Raw genomic sequence first — 25,346 nt, 5'->3', positions numbered from 1 at the left:
GCCATGCTGGTCGGGACGGTTCTCCGCGCCACCGGCAACGGGTGTAGGATCGGTCGCGAAGATTCGCAGTCTGGCCCCGAGGAAGCAGGCATTTGGTTCGGTTCGAGAATGTCGGCCTGCGATACGGCATGGGCCCGGAGGTGCTGAAGGACATCAACTTCAGCATCGAGCCACGCTCGTTCCAGTATCTCACCGGCCCATCGGGGGCCGGCAAGACGACGCTGATGCGCCTCGTGCTGATGGCGCTGCAGCCGACCCGCGGCCTCGTGCATCTCTTCGGCCAGGACGTCTCGCGGCTCGATGCCGGGACGCTGACCGCCTTCCGGCGCCGCATGGGCGTGGTCTTTCAGGATTTCCGCCTGCTCGACCATCTCACCCTCTATGAGAACGTCGCGCTGCCGCTGCGCGTGCTCGGCAAGGAGGAGGCGAGCTACCGCGCCGAGGTTGTCGAACTGCTGCGCTGGGTCGGGCTCGGCGAGCGCATGCACGCCGTCCCGCCCGTCCTCTCCGGCGGCGAGAAGCAGCGCGCGGCGATCGCGCGCGCCCTGATCGGCCGCCCGGAACTGGTGCTGGCGGACGAGCCGACCGGCAATGTCGACCCCGCGCTCGGGCGGCGGCTGCTGCGGCTGTTCATGGAGTTGCAGTCGCTCGGCACCGCCGTGGTGATCGCGACCCACGATCTCGGCCTGATGGAACTCTACGACGCACCGCGCCTGGTCCTCGCGGACGGACATCTGCACGTCGATGCCTGACGCCGCCGCCCATGATGCCGAGCGCGACGAGCGGCCGCTGCCGAGCAATCTGCGGCGCGACCAGCCGCTGGTGCCGATCGACAATGTCGCGGGCCGGGCGCTGATGGCGGTGATCGCGATCCTGACCTTTCTGGCCGCGTTGAGCGCCGGTGCCGCCGTGCTCGCCGCGCGCGCCTCGGAGCAGTGGCGCGGCGCCGTCGCCAACGAGATGACGATCCAGATCCGCCCCGATTCGCGCCGCGACATCGAGGCCGACATCGCCCGCGCCGCGACCATGGCGCGCGCTGTCCCGGGCATCACCGCCGTGCAGCCGGTACCGCGCAGCGAATCGGACAAGCTGCTGGAGCCCTGGCTCGGCACCGGGCTGGACCTTGTCGAGCTGCCCGTGCCGCGGCTGATCGTGCTGAAGCTGCAATCGGGCGCCGGCCCGGATCTTGCTGCCTTCCGCGAGGCGCTGCGGCGCGAGGTTCCCACCGCGATCCTCGACGACCACCGCCTCTGGATCCGCAGGCTCTCGACGATGGCGAGCACGATCATCCTCTCGGGCGCGGCCGTCGTCCTCCTGGTCCTGGCCGCCGCCGCCCTGGCGGTGGCCTTCGCCACCCGCGGCGCCATGGCCGGCAGCCGCGACAGCGTCGAGGTGCTGCATCTGGTCGGCGCCGACGACGATTTCATCGCGCGGGAGTTCCAGAGCCGCTTCGTCCGGCTGGGCCTGCGCGGCGGCACCATCGGAGGCATCGCCGCCATTCTCGTGATCGCGCTGCTCGGCTTCCTCTCGTCGCGCCTCAGCGCCGCGCCCGAGGCCGAGCAGTTGCAGGCGATGTTCGGCGCCTTCGAGATCGGCTGGGCCGGCTATGGCGCGGTCATCCTCGTCGCCATCGTCGTCGCGGCGATCTCCGGCCTCGTCTCGCGCATCACCGTCCGGCACCACCTGCGCGCCCTGGCCGGAGGCGCACCGTGAGTTGCGTCCGGGGAGACGAGGGGGTGGGCCGGGCCGGGCGAAGCCCTGCCGCTCTTATGCCAGATTGCCGCGCTAGCCTGGGGTCAGGATGGCGATGATCGGTCTCAGGCAGGAGCCGCAGGCCCGTGCAGCGGGCTCGCTCGCGCCCCGCTCCGTGAGCAGGGGGGTGAAGATTCGGCGCGCGGTCGCTCTGGCGGTGCTCGCCCTGTCGCTGGCCTGCGGGCTGGCGCTTGCTCTTGGATATGTTCGTTTCGCCTCCGCCATCGCCAACCGGGAGCCCGTCGCGGTCCCGCGCACGGACGCCATCGTCGTGGTCACCGGTGGTTCGCAGCGCGTCGGCGATGCGATCGGCCTGCTCGGCGCCGAGCGCGGCGCGCGCCTGCTGATCAGCGGCGTCAACGAGAAGACCGGCCGCGAGGAACTGGCCAAGCTCAACCCCTCGGCCCGCGATCTGCTCTCCTGCTGCGTCGATCTCGACTACCGCGCCCGCAACACCATCGGCAACGCGATCGAGGCCCGCCGCTGGGTGCGCCACCACGGCTTCCGGTCGCTGCTGGTGGTGACCTCGAACTATCACATGCCGCGGACCATCGCCGAGTTCTCCCATGCCATGCCCGGACTCAGGCTGGTGCCGCACCCGGTCGTGACCGACCAGATCGACACCACCGGGTGGTGGCATCGCTGGAGCGCGATCCGCGTGCTCCTGCCCGAATATGCGAAATACCTGGCGGCGCGCCTGCGCAGCGCCGTCGAGACCGATCCGGAGACCTCGCGCCTCTCGGTGATCATCGGCGGCCGCAAGCCCGTCTCCTCCAAGCCGGCGGAGCTGATGGGGCCGGAGCAGGAAAGACGCAGTCAGTTGAAAAGCGGCCATCATGACGGCTGAGGGCAGCCGCCGCGCTTGACGGCGGCGGGGCTGCGGGGTCTTTGCGCGCCATGCTCGTCCTGCGCTCGCTCCTCTTCAACGTCCTCTTCTATCTGAACCTCGCCCTGTGGCTGGTCTTCGCCGCCACGCCGGCCCTGTTGCTGCCGAAGAGGATGCTGCTCGCCGTCGCCGTCGCCTGGGCCCACAGCGCCCTCTGGCTGATGAAGGTCGTTGCCGGGACCGATTACGAGATCGTCGGGCGCGAGAACATCCCCTCGGGCGGCATGATCGTCGCGGCCAAACACCAGTCCTTCCTCGAGACCTTCGCGCTCGTCACCGTCTTCCGCGACCCGGTCTTCATCCTCAAGCGCGAGCTGACCTGGATTCCGTTCTTCGGCTGGTGCCTGATGAAAATGAGGATGATTCCGGTCGACCGGGGCGGCAAGGCCCGCGCGCTCGCCCAGGTGACGAAGCGTGCCAAGACCGAGCTGCGCGAGAACGGGCGCCAGCTGCTGATCTTCCCCGAGGGGACGCGCCGCGCACCCGGCGCGCCCCCGGCCTACAAATTCGGCGTCGCCCATATCTATGGCGAACTCGGGCTGCCCTGCGTACCCGTCGCGCTCAACTCCGGGCTCTACTGGCCCCGGCGCAAATTCCTGCGACGGCCGGGCACCATCCGCATCGAGATCCTGCCACCGATCGCGCCGGGCCTCGACAAGGCCAGCTTCCACGCTCTGATCCAGGAGCGGATCGAAACCGCCAGCGACCGTCTTCTGGCGCTCGGTCGGGCCGAACTCGCCGCACTCGGGCTCGATCCGCTGGCGACGACTGCTGACATTCCGCGGCAGCAGAGCTGATCCCCGCCCTCCGCACTGCTTGACTTGTATCCCCGTCGTTCTCATTTTGTTTTCAGAACAAAGGAGGAACGACATGGCCGCCCTCGCCCACCGCCCGCAGATCCGGCACCAGCACCGCCCCCTCCCCGGCGGGCAGCGCCAGCGTGATCTCTTTCTCGTCGACCTGATGGCGGAGGCCCGGCCCGAGATCGTCCGGGAGCTGCCGATGCGCAGCACGGCCGCCCTCGGCGAGCGCCGCTTCACCGCCTGGCGCGGCCGCTCCGGCCGGCGCTACGTCGCATCCGTCTTCGCGGTCGCCGACGAGCATGCGCTCGGCTTCACCGACGCGGTGCTGCTGGCCGTGTCACCCGACCGGCGCATCCTGGCGGCGCGCGAGAGCGGCCCCTTCGGCATCGAGGCGGCGCTGTCCCGCTGGCGCGACGCGGTCGCCCTGGCCGGGGCGAGCGAGATCCACGTCCATCTGCTCGCCGAGGACGGGATCAGCCGCCGCGCCGCCCTGCTCGACCTGATGCCGGAGGTGTGAGAAAGAACCGCCGCCGTCATCCTGGGCGACCGAAGGTCGACCGGGATCCATCATAGGGTAGGCCGTCACCCTATGATGGATCCCGGCCTGCGCCGCTGCGCGGCTTGCCCAGGATGACAGGGAGATTTTCGGCAGATAGCCGCCCCGACCTACAGCTTCGGCCGTGGCGCCGCGCCCGGCGCCAGCGCCTGGGCGAGCCCGGCCAGGACGGGGTCGAAGATGCCCATCTTGCGCAGATGCTCGTCGGTCAGGAGCACGTAATCGGGGTTCTCTCCGGAGCTGCCGCGTCCGTGCCGGACCAGTTCGAGCTGCTGCTCGCGCGGCAGGCGTCCGGCATATTGCAGATGCTTGCGATCGGCGATGTAGACCAGCGCCGTCACATGGCGCCCGTCCCCCAGCCGCACCGGCAGCCGCCGCTCGAGATAGACCGCGGTCGCCTGCTCGCGGGCCCGCAGATAGTCCACCGTCTCCTGCGCCCGCGCGGCCGCGACGCGGAAGGCCAGCCCCCGGCAGATGCCGCCGCGGTCGAGCCCGAGCACGAGCCCGGGGCGATCGGGCGTGCCGCGATGCACATGCGAGAAGATGCACAGCGAGCGGTGATAGCCGTGCAGCCGCGCGGGAACGCTCTCCTCGAAGGCGAAGCCGGGCCGCCAGATCAGCGAGCCATAGCCGAAGACCCAGAGTTCCGTCTCTCCCAGCGCGGCGGTCATGCCCGTCCCAACCCTCTCGCCATCCCATAATTTGGCCGCGGCGGCCTGCTTGAAAGCCGCACCGGCGACCGATGCCGGCTGGCCTCCGTCCACGGGCGGAGCTAACAATCCCGCCGCATCCGCGCAATGGACCGTTCCCGCATGACAGCCCCCGCTTCCAGCCGCAGCAGCCGCGCCTGGCTCTATGCCCCCTTCGGACTGCTTCTCGTCCTCGCGCTGGGCTGGACCGCCTTCTGGTTCGTCGTCCGCAGCCGCGTCATCGACGCCGTCGATACCGCGCTCGCCCGCGAGGCGGGGCTCGGCCGGAGCTGGAGTTGCACGGACCGTTCCGTCACCGGCTTTCCCTTCCGCGTCGAGTTGCGTTGCGGTTCGCTGGCGCTCGCCTCGGCCCGCTGGGGCGAGGCGGTCCGTGTCCAGACCGGCCCGGCCGTGGCGGTCGGGCAGATCTACACACCCAATCTCGTCATTGCGCAGATCACCGGCCCTTTGCAGGCCACTCTGCCCGAGGGCCGTACGCTCGACCTCGGCTGGACGCGGCTCGAGGCCAGCCTGAGCCATGCCGCCGGCGGACCCGAGCGGGTTTCGCTCGTCGTCACCGCTCCCGATGCCCGACTGAGCGCGCCGGGTCTCGCCCCCGAAACCTGGAAGGCCGCGAGCCTGGAGGCGCATCTGCGCCGCAATCCGTCCCGGCCCGCCGCGGACCAGGCCGTCGATCTCGCCATCGCGGTCAAGGGCTCGGTTCTGCCGGCGCTCGACGCACTGCTGGGGACGACGGAAGCCGGCGACGTCGACATCCAGGCGACGCTGACCCAGGCGGAGGCGTTCCGGATCGGCCTCAACCCGGATGCCCTGGAGGCCTGGCGCACGGCCGGCGGCCAGATCGAGGTGACGAAGCTGGTCTCGGTCAAGGGTCCCGCCCGGATCGAGGCGACCGGCCAGTTCCTGATCGACCAGACGCACCGCCCGGCCGGCCAGCTCCAGGCCTCGTTGGCCGGCATCCGCCAGATCGCCGGCATCCCGGTCGGCGGGCTCGCGGCGGGCCTCGGTGGCCTGCTCGGCGGACGGCTCAGCGCACAGCTACCGGGTGCGGCGCCCGGCCTCACCGCCCTGCCGCCCATCGTGCTGCGCGAAGGCCGCGTCTATCTCGGCCCGATCCGCCTGCCCCTGCAGCCGCTGCCGGTACTGTACTGAGAGGCGGGCCATGAAAAAGGGGCGCGGAAAACCGCGACCCTGAAGTCGTCGCCGTTGTGAGAACCGCTCAGGCCGCCGGCAAAGCCGCACGCGGCGCCTCGATGCGCACCAGCGCCTTCTTGACCGCGTCCTGCACCTTCTCGAAGGCGCGGACCTCGATCTGGCGGACGCGCTCGCGCGACACGCCGAATTCCTCGGACAGCTGTTCGAGCGTGATCGGGTCGTCGGCCAGCCGGCGCGCCTCGAAGATGCGCCGCTCGCGCGGGTTCAGCACCTCGAGCGCCTCGCGCAGCGCCGAATGGCGGTTGTCGGCCTCCTCGGCGTCGACGAGGCGGCGCTCCTGGCTCTCGCTGTCGTCGACCAGCCAGTCCTGCCACTCGCCGTCGCCATCCTCGCGCAGCGGCGTGTTCAGCGAGGCGTCGCCGCCGAGCCGGCGGTTCATGTCGATCACGTCCTGCTCGTTGACGCCGAGCTTGGTCGCGATGCTCTTGACCTGCTCGGGGCGCAGATCACCCTCGCCCAGCGCCGAGATCTTGCTCTTGGCCTTGCGCAGGTTGAAGAACAGCTTCTTCTGATTGGCCGTGGTGCCCATCTTCACGAGCGACCAGGAGCGCAGGATGTACTCTTGAATCGAGGCCTTGATCCACCACATCGCATAGGTGGCGAGGCGGAAGCCCTTGTCGGGCTCGAAGCGCTTCACCGCCTGCATCAGGCCGACATTGCCCTCGGAGACGACCTCACCGATCGGCAGGCCGTAGCCGCGATAGCCCATGGCGATCTTGGCCACGAGACGCAGATGCGAGGTGACGAGCTGGTGCGCGGCTTCGCGGTCACCATGCTCCCGCCAGCGCTTGGCCAGCATGAATTCCTGATTCGGTTCCAGCATGGGGAACTTGCGAATCTCGTCGAGATAACGTGAAAGCCCGCCCTCTGCGGACAGGACGGGAAGCGAGGCACTCGCCATGCGCGTTCTCCTTCTCGGGCCCCCGCTTCGCGGCAGACCCACCGCGCGATCAACCTTCGCGCAGGTTCGGATGTCGTGAACAGACCCAACGTCTCAACCTTACGCAGGTTCGATCGGGCCGGTTCACCTGCGGCGCCCCCTTGGCCATCCGCATCCGATCGCCAGTATATGCCAAGACAGCTTGGCGGAAAGTGGGCAAACGGACCAGATCGGCTCACAGAGCCGCGAGCGTATCTTGCAACTGCGCAAACTCGGGCGGTGGATCGGACTCGAACAGCAGTTCCTCCCCGGTCGCCGGATGCTCGAAGCCGAGCACGGCCGCATGCAGGGCCTGGCGCCCCAGGGCGGTCAGCGCGTCTCGGGCCGCCTCGGGCAGGCGCGCGGCCTTGGTGGCAAAGCCCGAACCGTAGAGCGCGTCCCCCAGCAGGGGGTGGCCGAGATGGCTCATATGGACGCGGATCTGGTGGGTCCGGCCGGTCTCCAGCCGGCATTCGACCAGGCTCGCCAGCGCCTCGGTCTCCTCGCCGGCCTTGAGCAGCGGCGGATAGCGCTCAATCACGGTGTAATGGGTGATCGCCTCGCGCCCGCGCTCCTCGCCGACGACCATCATCTTCTCGCGGTTCTTGTTGGAGCGCTCGATCTGCGTCTGGATCGTGCCATGCGGCCGGCGCGGCGCGCCCCAGACGATCGCCAGATAGGCGCGCTGCAGCGGCCCCGTACGGCCATGATCGGCGAATTGCTTGGCGAGCTTCTGATGTGCGCGGTCGTTCTTGGCGACGACCAGAAGCCCGCTCGTGTCCTTGTCGAGCCGATGCACGATGCCGGGCCGCCGCACCCCGCCGATGCCCGAGAGGGACTCGCCGCAATGGGCGATCAGCGCGTTGACGAGCGTGCCGTCCTCATGGCCGCCCGCCGGATGCACCACCAGCCCCGCCGGCTTGTCGATGACGATCAGGTGCTCGTCCTCGAAGACCACCTGCAGCGGGATGTCCTGCCCCACCGGATCGGGCGGCCGCGCCGCCGGGATCACCAGCGCGATCACGTCGCCCTCGGACACCTTGCGCTTGCCGTCTCCGGCGACGACGCCGTTGAGGGTGACGCCGCCCTCCTTGATGACCTGCTGCAGCCGCGCCCGCGAGATCTCGCTGGCGAGCATGGCCAGCGCCTTGTCGAGGCGCTCGCCCGCCTGCTCGGGGCCGACGTGAAGGATGGAGCCGGCGCCTGCGGCCCCGGTGTCGTGCGTCGCATCTGAAGTCATGCCCGACGCTATAGGCCGGGCGGCGACGCGCCGCACGCCTTTTCGCGTCCCAGGGCGATTAGCCGAACAGGCGGAACTTGCCCTTCTTGTCCTCCACCGGCGGCGCCTCGTCGGGGCCCGGATCATCCGGCGCATGGGCAACCGGGAAGATCACCGGCTTGAGCCGCGCATCGGCGGGGGGCGCCACGGCCTCGGCCGGGGCGGAGGCTTTCGCTTCGGGCTTGTTCTCCGCGACAGCCTCGCCCTTCGGCGCCGGCTCGGCCGCGGGGGTAGGCTCGGCTGCAGGGGCAGACTTGGACTCGGGCGCAGGCTTGGGCTCGGGCGCAGGCTCGGGAGCCGAAGCCGCCTTCGGCGCCTCCACCGGCTGCTCCGGGGCCGGCGCGGGCGCGGGCGCAGGCGGCGGCGCGACCGCCACGGGCTCCGCTTCGACCGCCTCGGCCTTCGCCTCGATCAGCGGCGTCGGATGGTCGAGATCGCCGAGAACGTCGTCGAGCGCCGGCGCCTGGCTGCCCAGCGTCGCCGGCGGCACGGTCCAGACGAAGGCGTCGAGCCGGCCCGAGATCGGCGAGAGCGGCATCCAGTGGTCGGAGACCAGCCCATCGGCGACCCAGGCGGCATCGCGCGGCGCGCGCGTCGCCCGCGCAAGCCATTCGCGCACCCGCCCGGCCGCACCGTGTTCGGCTTCCTCGAGTTCCGCCATCAGCAGGCAGGCCCGCACCGAGGCGCCGCCCGCCAGCAGCGGCTTCAGCGTGCTGCGCGCCTTGGCGAAATCGCGGGCATGGATGGCGGCGCCGGCCAGCGCCAGAACGCCCTCGGGATCGGCCGGACGCAGCTTTGCCAGCGTCGTCGCGCGGGCCAGCCGGTCCTGCGCACTGTCGCCGGGGCGGACATCGAGATAGGCGGCGGCGATGTCGGGATGCGAGACCTCCTTCCAGGCGGCCTCCAGCAGCTTGACCGCCTTGCGGACATCGCCACGCTCGGCGAGCATCCGCCCGGCGAGCGCCGCGGCGGGCGTCAGCCCCGGCGCGAGCTTCACCGCTTCGAGGGCGGCAGCGAGCGCCTTTTCGGGCGCGTTACCGCGGGCTTCGAGCGCCTCGGCGGCGAGCAGGACCGCCCGCTGGCGCTTCGCGTCCGCCTTGTCGGCGAGGCGCAGCGCGGCGCGGCGCTCGACGGCGGTGCGCGCCGCCTGCCAGTCGCCGGCGTTGGTGTGGAAATCGAGCAGGGCGTCATTGGCCCAGGCCAGCGAGGGCGAGCGCCGCACGGCATCGTCGGCGAAGGCGCGGGCGGCGGCCATGTCGCCGCGGCGCTTGGCCTCGACGAAGAGTCCGCGCAGGCCGAGCACCCGCGTCTCCGGCTTGTCGAGCATGGCCTTGAAGGCAGCCTCCGCCCGGCCGCGATCGCCCGAGAGCTGCGCCGCCTGGGCTTCCAGCAGCAGGGTCAGCGGCTCATTGCCGGCATAGCGGCGGGCATCGACGGCGTGACGGCCGGCGGCGACGGGATCGCCCGCACCGATCGCGACCATGCCGCGCGACACGGCCTCGAAACCGCGCGCCCGGCGCCGCGACCGCGAAGCGAAGCTGAAGGCGCTCGGCAGGCCCAGAAAGAAGCGCAGCAGGCCGAAGCCCAGCATCGTCAGCAGCGCGAGAACGACCACGGCGATCGCCGCCAGCGCGACGCTGGTGTCGATCCGCCAGCCCTGCCAGACGACCGAGACCTCGCCCGGCCGGTCCGCCAGCCAGACGGCACCGACGGCGAGCGCGGCGAAGACGGCGAGATAGAGCAATACGCGAACCATTGGACCCCTATCCTCCGTCAGCCGGCCGCGCCGAGCGCGGCCACTGCATCCTGTGCGATGGTGGCGATCGCGGCATCAGCCGCAGCCCGCTTGCGCAGCGCCTCACCGAAATCGGCACTCGCGCGCCGCGCCGGCTCGGGCAGCTGCGCCCAGGCGGCGGCGGCCGCGCCGTTGTCACCCCTGGCGATGGCGTTCTCGATCCGCGTCGGCAGCGTCGCGGGATCGTTCGTACCGGCGTCGCCGACCGGGCGGATGCTGATGACGCGGCTGGCGAGGGCGAGCAGCTTGTCCTGCCAGCCGGCCGAGGCCGGCGTCAGCTCGCGGGCATACATCGCCCTGTGCGTGCGCAGTTGCGCCAACAGCGCGTCGCGGGTCGGGGCGCCGCTCGCCGCGACCGCATTGAGTGCCGCGATCTGCTCGGGCGAGCCGCCGCCCTTGGCCAGCGCGGCGACATCGGCGGCGAAGGGCCGGCCCGAGGCCAACGCGCCTCTCACCCGCTCGGCGAGCACGATGCGTGCCGCAGCCAACCCCTCCGGGCTCGGTTCCGCCGCGGCCTTGGCGAGCGTCTCGACGCTGCCGATGCGGGCGCCGGCGCGTTCGAGCTGCTGGCCGACGGCCGCGACCGCGGCCTCGGCCCGTTTCGCCTGCGCGTTCAGTTCCTCGAGCGCGGCGGCATCGGGACCGCGTGCGCTGGCGACCTCGTTCGCCCGCGCCGTCGCGCCCTGCGCCGCGGCGCCGGCCTTGGCGGCGGCTTCGGAGGCGGCGGTGGCCTTCCTGTCCAGGTCGGCGGCGGCACTCTGCAGCGCATCGAGGCGGCTCTGCAGCTGCGCGATCTGCTCGGGCGACACCGCCGGCGTCGTGCGCGACATGACCAGCATCACCAGCCCGGCCGCGACGGCCCCGCCGACCAGCCCCGCCAGCAACAGCGAAGGCAGCCGCGAGGGAGAGGCCGCGGGCGCGGCGGCCGGTGCCGGCTCCTCGCGCAGGGCCTCGGCATGGGCCGCCGGCTCGGCGTTGGTGGCACCCGGATATTCGCGCGGCAAGGCCTCGGTGGGCAGGACCGCCTCGGGCGGCACGTCGCGGCCCAGCTCCGCGGCCTGTGGGGCGGGATCGACGGCAGCCGGCGTCTCATCGCCGGGCGGGGTCGTCTCGACGGGCGCAGCCGCCTCAGGCGCCGGCGGCGTCACCTCCGTCGCGGTCGCCTCGATCGTCGGCGGAGTGCGGCCGGAGCGCGGCCCGCCCTTGCCTTTTCGCGTGCCGGCGCTGGCCGGTTTCTCGTCCGAGGGACCGGCGGCCTTGCCGTCCGGCGTAACGGGATCGTTCATCGCGTCCTTGTCCGTCTCGACGCCCGACGGCGCAACATCGCCTTGTGTAGCATCCTCGCCGCGGCGATTGCGAGCGGACACTTGGTCCAGTGCCGCCAGCAGCGCCGCCTCCTCGGGATGCTCGGCCACGAGCACGGTGCTAGCGCCGGCCGCGATCAGGGGAGCGGCGACATCGGCCGAAAGCGCGACATGGGTGAGGTCGAGCAGCGGCTCGAGCACGCCGGCCTCGCGGGCCAGCGCGAGGCAGGTGCGCACGCCCCTCGCCGAATAATGCAGCGCGCCCTCGACGCCGCCTTCGCGCAACGCCGTCACCGCCTGCGCCGGAAAGGCCGGCTCCGCCTCGGCTGCATAGGCGACCCAGGTCGCGACCTCGAAACCGGCTTCACCCAGGCGCTCGCCGACATCCTCGTGCCGGTCGCGCCCGACGATCAGCAGGAGCCGCGCTGGCGCGGGCAGCGCGTCGCGGATGAGCGCGATCAGATCGTCACGGTTGCCGCCGGCGCTGCGCGACTCCGCGAAACCCGCCTCGCGCACCTTTCCGGCCGTCCGGCCTCCAACGCTGAACACCGGCAGCGACCGCATCGAGGCCGGCAGATCGGCCAGCGCCGCCACCGCATTGCCGCTGGTCAGGACGAGCGCAGAGAAGGGTCCATCCGGCGCCGGCTCCGACAGGCGCGACACGGTAAAGAGCGGCGCCAGAACGGGCTCATGGCCGTGGGCGCTGAGCGCGGCGGCCGTGCGGTCGGCCTCGGCCGGCGGTCGGAACACGAAGATGCGCATGCACTGTCCTTCTCGCTCGGGCATCAGTCGCCCGCCCTCGCCGCCATCCATCCCGCGCTGCGCGGCCTCGCGCAAGGTGCGGCGTCCCGCCCCCGCCGGCCCATGACGGGGCGAACGGTTCCTGCTTTCCCAAGCGACGACCGGCGCTTCGGTTCCGTCGGCCTGGTTTGAACGCCCTCTTGGCCTCAGGGCCGCTCGCGCACTATAGGTGGACATCCTCCGCCCGCTCGTGCCGGGCGATCCGCCGGCTTCAAGCCCTTTGCCATCCCCTTTTCGAGACCTGACCCACCGATCATGCGCGTTTTGGGCATAGAGACGACTTGTGACGAGACCGCGGCTGCGATCGTCTCCGTCGAGCGCTCCGGCGAGGTCAGGATCCTCTCCAACGAGGTGCTCAGCCAGATCGCCGCCCATGCCGCCTATGGCGGGGTCGTCCCCGAAATCGCCGCGCGCGCCCATGTCGAGGCGATCGACCGCATCGTCGCCCGCGCCTTCGAGACCGCCGGCCTCGAACCCTCCGAGATCGACGCGGTCGCGGCGGCCGCCGGCCCCGGCCTCGTCGGCGGCGTCATGGTCGGCCTGACCACCGCCAAGGCGATCGCGCTGGTGACGGGCAAGCCCTTCATCGCGGTCAACCATCTCGAGGCCCATGCGCTGACGGCGCGGCTGACCGACAATCTCGCCTTTCCCTATCTGCTGCTGCTCGTCTCCGGCGGGCATACGCAACTGCTCGCCGTGCGCGGCGTCGGCGACTACCTCAAGCTCGGCGGCACCATCGACGACGCCGTCGGCGAAGCCTTCGACAAGATCGCCAAGATGCTCGGCCTGCCCTATCCGGGCGGCCCCTCGGTCGAGCGCGAGGCGGCCAAGGGCGATCCCGAGCGCTTCGACTTCCCGCGTCCCATGCAGGGCCGCCCAAACCCGGATTTCTCGCTCTCGGGGCTGAAGACGGCGGTGCGGCTGGTGGCGGAACGGATCGCGCCGCTGTCGGACCGCGACGTCGCCGATCTCTGCGCCTCCTTCCAGGCGGCGGTCGTCGACGTGCTCGTCGACCGGACGCGCGCAGGCATGCGGGCCTGCGCCGCGGCGGGCATCACGCCGAGTGCGCTGGTCGTCGCCGGCGGCGTGGCGGCCAACCAGCCGATCCGGCGCGGCTTGACCCGGCTCGCCACCGAAGCCGGACTGGCGATGATCGCCCCGCCGCTGCATCTGTGCGGCGACAATGGCGCGATGATCGCCTGGGCGGGACTCGAGCGGCTGCGACTCGGCCTCGTCGACGACATGAGCGCGCTCGCCCGTCCGCGCTGGCCGCTGGACGAGCTGAAGCCCCTCGGAGACGCGGCTGCGGCTACCGGATGAGCGGCGCCGGGAGCCTCCATACGATCGGCATCGTCGGCGCCGGTGCCTATGGCGCGGCGCTCGCCCTGGCCGCCGCCCGGGCCGGCCGCGACGTCCTGATCTGGGCCCGCGACGCTGCGGCGGTCGAGGCGATCCGGTGCACGCGGCAGGCCCCGCGCCTGCCGGGCGTGACGCTGCCCGAGAGCGTCTCCGCCACCGCCTCCCTCTCCGACCTCGTCGCGGCGGATGCCCTGCTGCTGACCGTGCCGACCCAGAGCCTGCGGCAGGCCTGCGAGGCCCTCGCCCCGCTGCTGCCTGATGACAGGCCGGTGATCTCCGCCGCCAAGGGAATCGAGCAGCGCACGGGGCTGTTCACCACCCAGATCATCGCGCAGGCGCTGCCGGGCGCCCGGCCCGCCATCCTCTCGGGGCCGAGCTTCGCGGCCGATATCGGCAGGGGCCTGCCGACCGCGGTGACCCTCGCCGCCACGGACGCGCAGCTGGCGCAGGCGCTCGCCGAGGCGCTGAGCTCGCCGGCCTTCCGCATCTATCACAGCGCCGACCCCCGCGGCGTCGAGATCGGCGGCGCCGCCAAGAACGTGCTCGCCATCGCGGCGGGCATCGCCATCGGCCTCGGCTATGGCGAGAGTGCGCGCGCGGCGCTGGTCGCGCGCGGTTTCGCCGAACTGCGCCGCTTCGGCCAGGCGCATGGCGCCCAGAGCGAGACGCTGATGGGGCTGTCGGGGCTCGGCGACGTGGTGCTGAGCTGCGCCTCGCCGCAATCGCGCAACTTCGCCTTCGGGCTCGCACTCGGCCAGGGCCGCAGCGTGACCGACGCGGCCGGCGGCGCTCTGGCGGAAGGCGCCTTCACCGCCCAGATACTGGCGCAGATGGCGCGGGCAGGCGGCGTCGACATGCCGATCGCGGACGCGGTCGCCGGCATCATCGACGGCACGATCGGCGTGCGCGAGGCGGTGACCGGGCTGCTCGCCCGGCCGCTGCGGGCCGAACGGGAACGGGAGAGCGAGTGATGGCGGGCGACTGGTCGGATCTGACGAAGCGGGTGGCGCGAGGCATCGCCGAGGTGCGCAAGACGACCGGCTCGGACCTCGTCGCCGAGAGCGAGCCCGTGCCGCTGGCGGGCCGCATCGCCCAGCCGGTGATCCAGCATCGCCGCCGCAGGGCGGAAGGAACGCATCGCTTCGTGCTGATCCTGCCCTTCGGCGAGGCCGAGGTCCGCGTCGAACTCGACCCGCAGGATTACGCCGCCCTCACCCGCGAGATGGTGCGCTTCTGGAACGTGCAGGGGCCGGAGGCCTCGAAGCCGCCGGTGCCGCTGGCGCAGGAGGCGGACGGGGACGAGTGAGCGCGCGCCCATAGGCAGCCGACCCGGATTTCGCTATCGACGGGTCTCGTCCACACCACCCCCGCGAGAGCACGCCATGGCCCATTGGCTCGTCAAATCCGAACCCTCGAAATGGTCCTGGGACCAGCAGGTCGCGGCCGGCGCGGCCGGCACGCATTGGGACGGCGTCAAGAACCACACCGCCAAGCTCAACCTGATGGGCATGAAGCGGGGCGAGCAGGTCTTCTTCTACCATTCCAACGAGGGGCTCGAGGTCGTCGGCATCGTCGAGGTCATCAAGGAGGCCTATATCTGGATCCCCGGCGAGCCCTGGGTGCTGGTCGATTTCAAGGCCGTGAAGCCGCTGCCGAAGCCCGTCAGCCTCGCTCAGGTCAAGGCCGAGCCGAAGCTCGCCGAGATGTCGCTGGTGAAATCCTTCCGCCTCTCGGTCCAGCCCGTCACCGACGCCGAATGGGACATCGTCTGCAGGATGGGCGGGCTGTAGCCCGGGCGTGCCTGCCGGCATTTCTGGGAAACATGCCGTCATTCCGGGCTTGTCCCGGAATCCATCGGAGGGCTCCGGAGCCTTACGATGGATCCCGGAACGGCGCTGCTTCGCGGCTTGTCCGGGATGACGTCGCGTTTCAGGCGGAGATCCGTCTGCCCTATGGGTAATGATGGCCGTAGTCCGGATGCCCCTCCAGCGCCTTGGGGCGATAGGGCCGCTGCTCGTCGAGGATCGGCACGGCGGGCGCCTTGAAGCGGGGCGGCACCGAGTCGAACACCGGTCGACCCGCTTGCGAGGGCCGGTGCGGAATGAAGGCCTCCCGCGTGCCGGGCGTGAACGGAATCCAGCCGCTTTTGAGCTGGTCGTGCTGCTTGCCGAGCGGGTCCCGCACCAGCGAGGCCGGCAGTGCCGGGTCGACGATGAGCGGCTTCGGGATCGCGGTCGCCTCGGTCAGCATCCAGTCCAGCGTGATGTCGGAGAGGCCCATCTTCAGCCCGTAACCGCCGCCGACATCGGTGTGGACCCCGGCGAACCAGACCTGCTTGATCCGGTCGGGGTTCGCCGCGTCCTCCTCCCAGAGTTCGGGCTTGAAGGTCTTGCGGTTCTCGTCGATGGCCAGCGCCTGGCGGCCATGGGGCACGCCCTTGTGCAGCGCGTTGTTGTTGAAGCTGTGCCGGCCGAGAGTGAAGCTGTTCAGCCCCTTGACGCCGAGCGCCCGCACCGTGTCCCAGACACCGACGAAGGTGGGCGGCAGCTCCTGCGAGCCGAATTTGCGCCGGAACGCCACCGCGGCCTCGAGCCGCTTCGTCTCGTCGCGTTCCTGGTAGACCGTCGTCACCGCCTCGGTGGCGATCGCGCGAACCTCGTGTTCGAGATTGCGCTGCAGCTCGGTCCAGCCCGCGAACTTCGGCAGGCCCGGCGGCACGCCACACAGCCCGATGGCGCCGCCGAGGCTGCGGACCGTATAGGCGCCGCGGCTGAAGCCGAAGAGGAAGACCTGGTCGCCCGGCTCGTAACTCAGCAGCAGCGCCGTGTAACAGTCGATGATATTCCGGGTGATCCCATAGCCGGTCGCTTGCGAGAGGACGTTGACCGCGCGCCGCAACGGCCCCGGCTTCTCGCCATCGGGATGGGCGCCCAGCCCTGGATCGTAGAAGCAGATCTGCCGCGCGGGGTCGGCGTCGCGCGTGTGCTTGTAGAGGCGATAGACATTGGTCCAGTTGATCGGGTTGTCGCCGCCGGCCTGCCCCGTGCCGTCCGAGAAGATGCAGATGTTTCTGGCCATGGTCGCCCCCGATGGCGTGATGAGAAGACGCTATCGCATCTCCGCCATAACGCAATCATAGGTTGCGGAATCAAGGGCGGGGACAAGCGCCTCTCCCCCGAAAGTGCGAGGCCGCGCGGCTTGCTGCGCCGCGCCATGGCCCTATGATGACGGCAGCGAACAAGAGGCCCGGACGCGCGCGTCCGCACCATCGCAAGGCCCAAGTCTGGGGAGGCGCCTGCCATGACCGAGATCATCTATGACGTGCCGGCCGCCTGGTCGAAGAAGGCCTGGGCGAGCGACGCCAAATACAAGAAGCTCTATGCCGCCTCGATCAAGGACCCCGACGCCTTCTGGGGCGAGCAGGGCAAAAGGATCGACTGGTTCAAGCCCTACAGCAAGGTGCGCAACGCCAGCTACAAGCCCGGCAAGGTCTCGATCAAATGGTTCGAGGACGGCACCACCAACGTCGCCTATAACTGCATCGACCGGCACCTGGCGACGCGGGCCAAGCAGACCGCGATCATCTGGGAGGGCGACGACCCGTCCGAGTCGAAGAAGATCTCCTACGGCCAGCTCTACACCGAGGTCTGCAAGTTCGCGAACGTGCTGAAGGCGCAGGGCGTCAAGAAGGGCGACCGCGTCACCATCTACCTGCCGATGATCCCGGAAGCGGCCTACGCGATGCTGGCCTGCGCCCGCATCGGCGCGATCCACTCGGTCGTGTTCGGCGGCTTCTCGCCGGATTCACTCGCCAGCCGCATCGAGGATTCCGATTCGAAGATCGTCATCACCGCCGATGAGGGACTGCGCGGCGGCCGCTCCGTGCCGCTGAAGAAGAACGTCGATGCCGCCAGCGACAAGGTCAAGGGCGGCATCCCCACCGTCATCGTCGTGAAGCGCACCGGCGGCCATGTTTCGATGCAGGAGGGCCGCGACCTCTGGTATCACGAGCAGGCGGCCAAGGCGTCCGGCCACTGCCCCCCGGCCGAGATGAAGGCGGAGGACCCGCTCTTCCTGCTCTACACCTCGGGCTCGACCGGCAAGCCCAAGGGCGTGCTGCACACCACCGCGGGCTACCTCGTCTACACCTCGATCACCCACCAGTACGTCTTCGACTACCATGACGGCGACATCTACTGGTGCACGGCCGATGTCGGCTGGGTGACCGGGCACAGCTACATTCTCTACGGGCCGCTCGCCAATGGTGCGACGACCCTGATGTTCGAGGGCATCCCGACCTATCCGACGATCTCGCGCTTCTGGGAGGTCATCGACAAGCACAAGGTCAACACCTTCTATACCGCGCCGACCGCGATCCGCTCGCTGATGGGCGCCGGCGAGGAGCCGGTGAAGAAGACCAAGCGCAAGTCGCTGCGCCTGCTCGGCTCGGTCGGCGAACCGATCAATCCGGAAGCCTGGGAGTGGTATCACCGCGTCGTCGGCGACCGCCGCTGCCCGATCGTCGACACCTGGTGGCAGACCGAAACCGGCGGCATCCTGATTACCCCGCTGCCGGGCGCCACCAAGCTCAAGCCGGGCTCGGCGACGCGGCCCTTCTTCGGGGTGAAGCCCGAGATCGTCGATGCCGAGGGCAAGGTGCTGGAGGGCGCCTGCGAGGGCAATCTGGTCATCGCCGAGAGCTGGCCGGGCCAGATGCGCACGGTCTATGGCGACCACAAGCGCTTCGAGGAAACCTATTTCGCGACCTATCCGAACAAGTACTTCACCGGCGACGGCTGCCGGCGCGACGCCGACGGCTATTACTGGATCACCGGCCGCGTCGACGACGTCATCAACGTGTCGGGCCACCGGATGGGCACGGCCGAGGTCGAATCGGCGCTGGTCGCGCACCCGTCGGTGTCGGAGGCCGCCGTCGTCGGCTATCCCCACGACATCAAGGGCCAGGGCATCTACGCCTATGTCACGCTGATGGCCGGCGAGACGCCGACCGAGGCGCTGCGCAAGGACCTCGTCGCCTATGTCCGCAAGGAGATCGGCCCGATCGCCTCGCCCGACCTGATCCAGTTCGCGCCCGGCCTGCCCAAGACCCGCTCCGGCAAGATCATGCGCCGCATCCTGCGCAAGATCGCCGAGGACGAGTTCGGCGCGCTCGGCGACACCTCGACGCTGGCCGACCCCGCCGTCGTCGACGACCTCATCGAGAACCGCCAGAACAAGCGCAAGGCGGGCTGAGCGGAGGGGCAGGCTGGCCACCGTTCCGGGTCGGGCCGAAAGGTCGGAGCCCGGAACCCCGGCCCGTCTTCCGCATTGCCTCGCAGGGCGCCGGACGTCATCCTGAGCGCCTGATCACGGCGAGGTGTCGCAATGCTGCGTGGGTGTGTTCTGGCGTCGCTGCTGCTGCTGGCCCCGGGAGCGGAAGCGGCAGGGCCCTTCGGCAAGATCGTCGTCGGCAACTGGACCGGCGGCGCCTACACCAATGACGCGACCGGCGCCTTCTCGCATTGCGCCGTGAATGCCGGCTATCGCAACGGCACGCGGATGTTCACCTCGATCACGGCCGATTTCAAATGGCTGATCGGCTTCGCCCACCCCAACTGGAAGCTTAAGCCGGGCAGCAGCCTGAACCTGCAGCTCGTCTTCGACCGGACCTCCCGCATCGACGTGAGGGCCGAGGCCAGGTCGCCGACCTTGCTGGCGATCGCGATGCCCGCCGATTCGCAGCTCATCGGCGCATTCCGCCAGGGGCATCGTCTGGAGCTCGTCGCCAACGACCAGCGCCTCACCTTCGCCCTCACCTCCACCCGCGAGATGCTGCCGGCGCTGGTCGAATGCGCCAGGCAGAGCGCGAGCCTGCGCGGACCGGTGAACCCCGCCGCCCGTTCCAGCCCGCTCGCCGCGCCGACCGAAGCGGAGCGTCAGGCGCGGGCGGAGAAGCGAACGGTGCTCGAAAAGACGCGCGACCTGATCCGCGCGCGCATGCTGACCTGCATCGGCCGAGAGGGCGGCCCGATGCTCGCCACCGACGAGAAGGCCGAGGTCGTGGCCAAGGCGGCCATGATCTTCTGCAAGGCCGATGTCGACGCGCTCGCCCAGGCGATCATCGAGATCCGGGAGCATGACGGCGCCCGCCCGGTCGATCGCGAGGCGGTGCGCCGCGCCGCGACCCAGAGCGTGCAGGACGTCGTTGTCGCCCAGATCGTCAAATCGCGCGGCGAAATGCTGAACCGCCGCAACCAGCCGCCGGCCCGGCCGTCGCAAAGCGGCGAGAAGGCGATCTAGAGCGGGCTGGGTAGTCTCGGAACCACCGCCGTGATCCCGGGCTTGCCCCGGAATGACGGTCTGTTTCCGAGTGAAATCAGCATGCTCTCAAGCGGGCGGGGGCGGACATCGGAACGCGCGCGCCGGCACCCTTATCCCCGCAACGCCAACCCGTGCCTATGCTCGTCCCGCTCCGCCCGACCAAGGGGGCTGTCGCGAGGCATCGTGCGGCCGGGCGGAATGCGGTGTTCGGGATGGACGGCCCTCGCAAGGCCGGCCGCCCGGAGGGGCTGCTCGTCGCCGGGGCCTTCAGCACTCCCGGTCGTGACCGACCTTAATGGGCGGCGGGCGAAACCACAGAGAACCGCGCGCGGAGCCGGACGGCGGGCAGCCCCGCCGCTTCGACACTCGACATCGACACTCGACATCGGCACGCGGCCAAAGCCGCCGCGCCGCCCGGCTCCGCGCACCCCTCAGGGGGATGGGAGTGAAGCGAAACCCCGCGGCGGGAGCCGGTCGGGGGATTTGGGTGTGGGCGATAAGGCCGCCCCCTGGTGGACGGGGCGCGCCTGCGCCCGTCACGCCCGCTTATCCCCGCCTCGCAGAACCCACCGACAATGGCGTCCTTTCCCGAGGAGGCCGCCATGTCGATCCACCACCGCTGTCACCTCCACGAGGGCGCCGAAGCCGCCGCGATCAGCCGCCTGCGCCGCAGCCTGATCCGCCTGCAGGACGAAACGCGGCTGCTGCGCCGCGATCTCCTTGGTCGCAAATACGACCCCTCCCAGCCGCGCGTCCCGGCCGGCAGCAGCGGTGGCGGGCAGTGGACCAGCGGCGCGGGCGGCGGCGGTCGCAGCCACAGTCCCATGCCCGGCTTCGGCCCGGAGGGCGGGCTGGCAGAGGGTGGTCCCGGGGACGGCTTTGTCGTCGACGAGACCGGCGAGGAAACCTGGGCCTTCTACGAGGAAAGCCGCGACGAGGAGGGCGATGTCGCGGAACGCGCGATCGTCAACCGCGACGGCAGCACGATCCATTCCGAATACGCCGAGCGCCACACCGTCACGACGCCCGAGGGCGAGAAGGTCACCTTCGAGACGACCGAGCGCACCCAGACGATGCGGGTTGGAGGGCCCGACGGCGATGTGATTGCGAGGTCCGTCTGGACGCCGGATGGAGCGTCAGCGCAGGTCACGGTGCAGCCGGTCTTTGCCGACAAACTCCTCGCCAACGGAGCGGTCCTTTTCGGCTGGCTGTCGTCCCAGAACGGCGATGGCCTGCAAGCCGTTATGGGCTTCAATGCCCGCGAGTTCAGGCCCGGCACCAGCAATAGCCTCCAGCTTGGCTATGTCGGGCAACTGAGCGAAGAGGAGGTCGAAGCGGCCTGTTATCGCTGGCGCCAGGTCGAGGGCTTTGCGGCAAGGGCCGCCAATGCGGCAGGGCCGGTCTCGCAGTATCCTTCGACGGCCGTCTACGGGACGGCCGTCCATAGTCGCTTCAAAACATATGTTGACGACCAGCACGACTGGAGATTCCAAGCCGAACGATCATTCCTGAAAGAACAAGCCGAGCCAATGGTTGACCCGGTCCCGTATGGTTATCGTGGATCCGTCCGCGTAGATGCATATGAGTATCGGGACGACGGCACACTATGCATTTACGATCTGAAGACAGGTAAATCGATAGTTCAGGACCGACGGGCGGAAATTCTAGCGACCGCTGCCTCTCGCGGCTTAGCTCCCATCCGGCGCGTCATTGTCACGGAGGTCAGACCACTGCGATGACGACGAAGAAGCAGGTCAAATCGCTGTGGTCTGAACTGCTCGCACGGCAGGACGACCTCTTCCTCGCGGATCGGTTCGTGATTCTAAAGCCGCAACGGCATGTCACGCGGTCGATTTCGATCGACCGCAGTTGGGATGCGGATTACCCGCGCTTCTACTGGCATATCGGGCCTGCCTTCGATCCCGTTGGAGGCCTGGGCGGGCTCGGTCAGCAACCGATCTTTCTGGAGCGTGGCAAGCCGAACCGCTGGTCGCAGCAAGGGTTCGTCGACACGGTGTTCGATGCGCTCGAACGCCGCATCCTGCCCATGCTGCGGGGTGTTCACGATATCGATGACATGATGCAGCTCGAGGGCGACGACTTCGAGTACATGCGGTGGCTCAACCACGATCAGCCCTGTCGGATCGCGTTCCTCGCTGCGCAGGGACGCTTCGAAGACGTTCTCCCCATCTATGAGACCATCAAGGACTGGCACCTGACGATGACGGATGCCTGGCAGCCCCGTTTCGAGCGGGCCAGCCGGCTGGGCGCGCTCGTGGCGGCCGGGGATCGGGCGGGCGTCGCCGCCCTCCTCCATCAATGGGAAGAGGCGTTTATCGCCCGCAATCGGCTCGAAGCCATCTATGAGAAGACGCCTTTTCCCTGTGAGGTCGAACGCCCCGCCTGATCACTCCGCCGCCAGTCGCGGCGGCGGCAGCGGCAGCTTCATCTGGGCGGTCCCGGTCTCGGGCCTGGTGTGGCCCTCCTCCGGCATCGCCTCCCACAGGCTCTCATCCTCCGGCTTGCTGAAGAAGCGGCCGAAGACGCGGCCCGTCAGCTTCGAGAGGTCGTCCATCACCGCGTAGAAGGACGGCACGAAGACGAGGGAGAGCACGGTTGAGACCAGAAGCCCGCCGATCACCGCGATCGCCATCGGCGCGCGGAACTCGCCACCATCGCCGACGCCATAGGCCGAGGGCGCCATGCCGGCGGCCATCGCGATCGTCGTCATCACGATCGGCCGGGCGCGCTTGCGGCCGGCCTCGAGCAAAGCGGTGCGGCGGTCCTTGCCGCGGCCCTCCTCCTCCACCGCGAAATCGACCAGCATGATCGCGTTCTTGGTGACGATGCCCATCAGCATGAGCAGGCCGATATAGACCGGCATCGAGACCGGCTTGCCGGTTGCCAGCAGGGCGATGACCACGCCGCCGAAGGAGAGCGGCAGCGAGAGCAGGATCGTGATCGGCTGGAAGACCGAGCCGAAGAGCAGGATCAGCACGGCCAGCACCAGCATCAGCCCGGTCGTCATCGCCTGGATGAAGCCGGCGACGACCTCCCCCTGGATTTCGGCATCGCCGGTGGCGGCGATCCAGACGCCCTCGGGCAGGCCGACCTCCTTGACGATCTGGTGGAAGGTCTCCTGCGCGGTGCCCAGTTCGAAGCCGCGCTTGAGATCGGCGCCGATGGCGGCACGGCGGACGCGGTCATAGCGGTCGATCGATGACGGTCCCTCGCCGAAGCCGATCTCGGCGACCGCCGTGAGCGGAATCGAGACGCCGCTGCTGTTGGTGACGCGCAGCGCCGCGATGTTGCGGATGTCGGCGCGGGCGGCCTCGTCGAGCTGCACGCGGATCGGCACCAGCCGGTCGCCGGCATTGAACTTGGCGAGATTGGCGCCGACATCGCCGATCGTGGCGACGCGAACGGCCTCCGAAATCGCCTCGGGCGTGACGCCGAGGCTGGCGGCCGCCTCGAGCTTGGGCCGCACCGTCAGCTCCGGGCGCGAGAGCGAGCCCGAGGTCGCGACGTTGAGATAGCCGTCGACCTTGCGCATCTTGGTCTCGATGCGGGCCACGGCCTCGTCCAGTGCCGCGCCGTCCTTGGACAGGATCGAGAAGGCCATTTCGCGCTCGCCGCGCTCATTGACATACCAGGCGCGCACATCGGGCACGCTGGCGAGCTTCTCGGCGATGACGACCTTGAGGTCCTTCTGGCGGGCGGTGCGCTCGGCCTTGGGCTTGAGCTTGATGGTCACGGCGGCGCGCCGCACCTCGCGCTGGCCGGTCGGCGAGGAGCCGCCGAGCACGAAGACCTGCGTCACCTCGGGAATCGTGCGCAGCGCATCGACGATCTGGTCGGTGGTGACGCGGGTGTCCTCCAGCGTCGAGCCCGGCGGCAGTTCCACCGAGGCGACGACGCGCGAGGTGTCCTCGTCGGGGATGAAGCCGGTCGGCAGCAGCGCGGTGGCGTGGATCGAGGCCCAGAGGAAGCCGAAGCCCACCACCAGCGTGACATAGGACATGTTGAAGGGCATCGAGCGCCAGCGCCCCGTGCCGTCGAAGCGCGGCACGAGCGGGATGCGGCGCGAGGCCGTCGTCGCTTTCAAGAGCCCGACATAGCCGCGCATGACGACCCCGTCCTTGGGGTCCTCATGCTTCACCGGCTTCATCAGATAGGCCGCCATCATCGGCGTGATCAGCCGCGCCACGAGCAGCGAGAACAGCACCGCGACCGCAACCGTGAGCCCGAACTGGCGGAAATACTGCCCGGCGACGCCGCCCATGAAGGACACGGGTGCAAAGATCGCGACGATGGTCAGGGTGATCGCGATGACCGCGAGCCCGATCTCGTCGGCGGCCTCCATCGCGGCGCGATAGGGCGATTTCCCCATTCGCATGTGCCGGACGATGTTCTCGATCTCGACGATGGCGTCGTCGACCAGGATGCCGGTGACAAGCGTGATGCCGAGCAGGCTGACGAGGTTGAGCGAGAAGCCCATCAGCTCCATCGCCCAGAAGGTCGGAATCGCCGAGAGCGGGAGCGCGATCGCGGTGATCAACGTCGCCCGCCAGTTCTTCAGGAACAGGAAGACGACGAGCACGGCCAGGCCTGCGCCCTCCAGCAGCGTCGTCATCGCAGCCTTGTAGTTGCCATAGGTGTAGGCGACCGCGTCGTCGATGGATTTGAGCGTGATGTCGGGATAGCGCTTGTTCAGCTCGGCGATGCGCGCGGCGACGACCTCCTTGACCGAAAGCTCGCTCGAGCCCTTGGAGCGGAAGACGGCGAAGGAGACGACCGGGCTCTTGTCGAGCCGGCCGAAGGAGCGCGGCTCGGAATTGCTGTCCTCGACGCGGCCGAGTTCCTTGAGCCTGACCTCGCGGCCGCCGCTCAGGATGATCTTGGTCTCGGCCAGTTCGGCGACGGTTCGCGCGCCGGCGAGCGTGCGGATCGCCTGTTCCTGCCCGCCGACCTCGCCGCGCCCGCCGGCGAGATCGACATTGGTCGCGCGGATCTGGCGGTTGACCTCGCCGGCCGTGGTGCCCAGCGCCAACAGCCGGTCGGGATCGAGCGAGATGCGGATCTCGCGGTCGACGCCGCCATAGCGGTCGACGCGGCCGACGCCCTTCAGCCCCTGCAATTCGCGCGCGACGACGTCGTCGACATGCCAGGAGAGCTGTTCCAGCGTCATCCCCGCCGAGAAGGCGCCATAGCTCAGGATCGACTGCCCCTCGACATCGATGCGCTGGATGATCGGCTCGTCGATGGTGCGCGGCAGGTCGGCGCGGATCTTGGCGATCGCATCCTTGACGTCGTTGACGGCACGGTCGGTGTTCACCTCGAGCCGGAACTCGATCACCGTCGAGGACTGGCCATCGGTCAGCGTCGACATGACGTGCTTGACGCCGGTGATGTTGGCCACCGCGTCCTCGACGCGCTTGGAAACCTGGCTTTCCAGCTCGGATGGCGCCGCGCCCGACTGGGTGATCGTGACCGAGACCAGCGGCACGTCGATGTTCGGGAAGCGCGTCACCGGCAGCTTCGAGAAGGACAGCAGCCCGAGCACGCAGAGCACGACGAAGAGCAGGATCGCGGGAACCGGCTTGCGGATCGACCAGGCTGAGAAGTTGATGTTCACCGGCCGCTCCC

At 69.8% G+C, this 25,346-nt stretch carries 21 protein-coding genes; 14 read left to right on the top strand and 7 right to left on the bottom strand.

Features of this window, described 5'->3' with window-relative positions; genetic code table 11:
• Positions 1-128 precede the first annotated feature (128 nt).
• From SJY11_RS04700 to SJY11_RS04680, 5 genes are all read left to right on the top strand, one after another.
• Complete coding sequence (locus SJY11_RS04700; protein ID WP_376989252.1) at positions 129-752, top strand: cell division ATP-binding protein FtsE; 624 nt, start codon at positions 129-131, stop codon at positions 750-752.
• Positions 745-1,713, top strand: a complete 969-nt coding sequence (locus SJY11_RS04695) for a cell division protein FtsX (protein WP_376985262.1) — start codon at positions 745-747, stop codon at positions 1,711-1,713. The genes SJY11_RS04700 and SJY11_RS04695 overlap by 8 nt, the downstream gene beginning before the upstream one ends.
• Before the next feature lie 166 nt (positions 1,714-1,879).
• Complete coding sequence (locus tag SJY11_RS04690) at positions 1,880-2,599, top strand: YdcF family protein (protein WP_376985261.1); 720 nt, start codon at positions 1,880-1,882, stop codon at positions 2,597-2,599.
• A 50-nt stretch (positions 2,600-2,649) separates the two neighbouring features.
• Positions 2,650-3,435, top strand: coding sequence for a lysophospholipid acyltransferase family protein (locus tag SJY11_RS04685; protein WP_376985260.1), 786 nt, complete (start codon positions 2,650-2,652; stop codon positions 3,433-3,435).
• A 73-nt stretch (positions 3,436-3,508) separates the two neighbouring features.
• Positions 3,509-3,958: a hypothetical protein gene (locus SJY11_RS04680; protein WP_376985259.1), complete on the top strand. Its 450-nt coding sequence runs from the start codon at positions 3,509-3,511 to the stop codon at positions 3,956-3,958.
• 149 nt (positions 3,959-4,107) lie between these two features.
• On the opposite strand, the gene SJY11_RS04675 is transcribed toward SJY11_RS04680, so the two are convergent.
• Positions 4,108-4,668 (bottom strand): gamma-glutamylcyclotransferase, encoded by a 561-nt coding sequence (locus SJY11_RS04675; RefSeq protein WP_376985258.1) that lies wholly within the window; start codon positions 4,666-4,668, stop codon positions 4,108-4,110.
• A 141-nt stretch (positions 4,669-4,809) separates the two neighbouring features.
• Between SJY11_RS04675 and SJY11_RS04670 the strand changes: the two genes are divergently transcribed.
• Positions 4,810-5,859, top strand: coding sequence for a DUF2125 domain-containing protein (locus SJY11_RS04670; RefSeq protein ID WP_376985257.1), 1,050 nt, complete (start codon positions 4,810-4,812; stop codon positions 5,857-5,859).
• Positions 5,860-5,926: 67 nt separating this feature from the next.
• Here SJY11_RS04670 and rpoH read toward each other — a convergent pair whose 3' ends face one another.
• The 4 genes from rpoH to SJY11_RS04650 form a co-directional block, all read right to left on the bottom strand.
• Positions 5,927-6,823, bottom strand: coding sequence for an RNA polymerase sigma factor RpoH (rpoH, locus tag SJY11_RS04665; protein WP_326910260.1), 897 nt, complete (start codon positions 6,821-6,823; stop codon positions 5,927-5,929).
• A gap of 214 nt (positions 6,824-7,037) precedes the next feature.
• Positions 7,038-8,081, bottom strand: coding sequence for an RluA family pseudouridine synthase (locus SJY11_RS04660; protein WP_376985256.1), 1,044 nt, complete (start codon positions 8,079-8,081; stop codon positions 7,038-7,040).
• 58 nt (positions 8,082-8,139) lie between these two features.
• Entirely contained in the window at positions 8,140-9,876 is a 1,737-nt protein-coding gene (locus SJY11_RS04655; protein ID WP_376985255.1) for a heme biosynthesis protein HemY, read from the bottom strand.
• Positions 9,877-9,893: 17 nt separating this feature from the next.
• Positions 9,894-11,981, bottom strand: a complete 2,088-nt coding sequence (locus tag SJY11_RS04650) for a uroporphyrinogen-III synthase (protein WP_376985254.1) — start codon at positions 11,979-11,981, stop codon at positions 9,894-9,896.
• Positions 11,982-12,275: 294 nt separating this feature from the next.
• On the opposite strand from SJY11_RS04650, the gene tsaD reads away from it, so the two are divergent.
• The 4 genes from tsaD (at position 12,276) to SJY11_RS04630 (ending at position 15,169) form a co-directional block, all read left to right on the top strand.
• Positions 12,276-13,340, top strand: a complete 1,065-nt coding sequence (gene tsaD / locus SJY11_RS04645) for a tRNA (adenosine(37)-N6)-threonylcarbamoyltransferase complex transferase subunit TsaD (protein ID WP_376985253.1) — start codon at positions 12,276-12,278, stop codon at positions 13,338-13,340.
• A complete protein-coding gene (locus tag SJY11_RS04640) occupies positions 13,337-14,350 on the top strand; it encodes an NAD(P)H-dependent glycerol-3-phosphate dehydrogenase (protein WP_376985252.1) in 1,014 nt (337 codons plus the stop codon). The genes tsaD and SJY11_RS04640 overlap by 4 nt, the downstream gene beginning before the upstream one ends.
• Positions 14,350-14,685 carry a hypothetical protein gene (locus tag SJY11_RS04635; RefSeq protein ID WP_326910247.1) on the top strand — a complete coding sequence of 112 codons (336 nt, stop codon included), beginning with the start codon at positions 14,350-14,352 and terminating at the stop codon, positions 14,683-14,685. Before SJY11_RS04640 ends, SJY11_RS04635 begins: the two co-directional genes overlap by 1 nt.
• Before the next feature lie 76 nt (positions 14,686-14,761).
• Positions 14,762-15,169: an EVE domain-containing protein gene (locus SJY11_RS04630; RefSeq protein ID WP_376985251.1), complete on the top strand. Its 408-nt coding sequence runs from the start codon at positions 14,762-14,764 to the stop codon at positions 15,167-15,169.
• Positions 15,170-15,329: 160 nt separating this feature from the next.
• Here SJY11_RS04630 and SJY11_RS04625 read toward each other — a convergent pair whose 3' ends face one another.
• Complete coding sequence (locus tag SJY11_RS04625) at positions 15,330-16,457, bottom strand: DUF2235 domain-containing protein (RefSeq protein WP_376985250.1); 1,128 nt, start codon at positions 16,455-16,457, stop codon at positions 15,330-15,332.
• 222 nt (positions 16,458-16,679) lie between these two features.
• Between SJY11_RS04625 and acs the strand changes: the two genes are divergently transcribed.
• From acs to SJY11_RS04605, 4 genes are all read left to right on the top strand, one after another.
• Positions 16,680-18,632: an acetate--CoA ligase gene (gene acs, locus SJY11_RS04620; RefSeq protein ID WP_376985249.1), complete on the top strand. Its 1,953-nt coding sequence runs from the start codon at positions 16,680-16,682 to the stop codon at positions 18,630-18,632.
• A gap of 132 nt (positions 18,633-18,764) precedes the next feature.
• The gene (locus SJY11_RS04615; RefSeq protein WP_376985248.1) at positions 18,765-19,679 is read left to right on the top strand and encodes a hypothetical protein; all 915 of its coding nucleotides are present in this window, start codon (positions 18,765-18,767) and stop codon (positions 19,677-19,679) included.
• Positions 19,680-20,302: 623 nt separating this feature from the next.
• The gene (locus SJY11_RS04610; RefSeq protein WP_376985247.1) at positions 20,303-21,439 is read left to right on the top strand and encodes a hypothetical protein; all 1,137 of its coding nucleotides are present in this window, start codon (positions 20,303-20,305) and stop codon (positions 21,437-21,439) included.
• Complete coding sequence (locus SJY11_RS04605; RefSeq protein WP_376985246.1) at positions 21,436-22,107, top strand: hypothetical protein; 672 nt, start codon at positions 21,436-21,438, stop codon at positions 22,105-22,107. Before SJY11_RS04610 ends, SJY11_RS04605 begins: the two co-directional genes overlap by 4 nt.
• Here SJY11_RS04605 and SJY11_RS04600 read toward each other — a convergent pair whose 3' ends face one another.
• Positions 22,108-25,335, bottom strand: coding sequence for an efflux RND transporter permease subunit (locus tag SJY11_RS04600; RefSeq protein ID WP_376985245.1), 3,228 nt, complete (start codon positions 25,333-25,335; stop codon positions 22,108-22,110). It abuts the gene before it with no gap.
• Positions 25,336-25,346: the final 11 nt, after the last annotated feature.

Source organism: Allobosea sp. R86505 (assembly GCF_042466375.1).
GTDB lineage: Bacteria > Pseudomonadota > Alphaproteobacteria > Rhizobiales > Beijerinckiaceae > Allobosea.
Note: the sequence above shows the minus strand (reverse complement) of the source record. Positions and strands in the feature narration are given on the sequence as shown.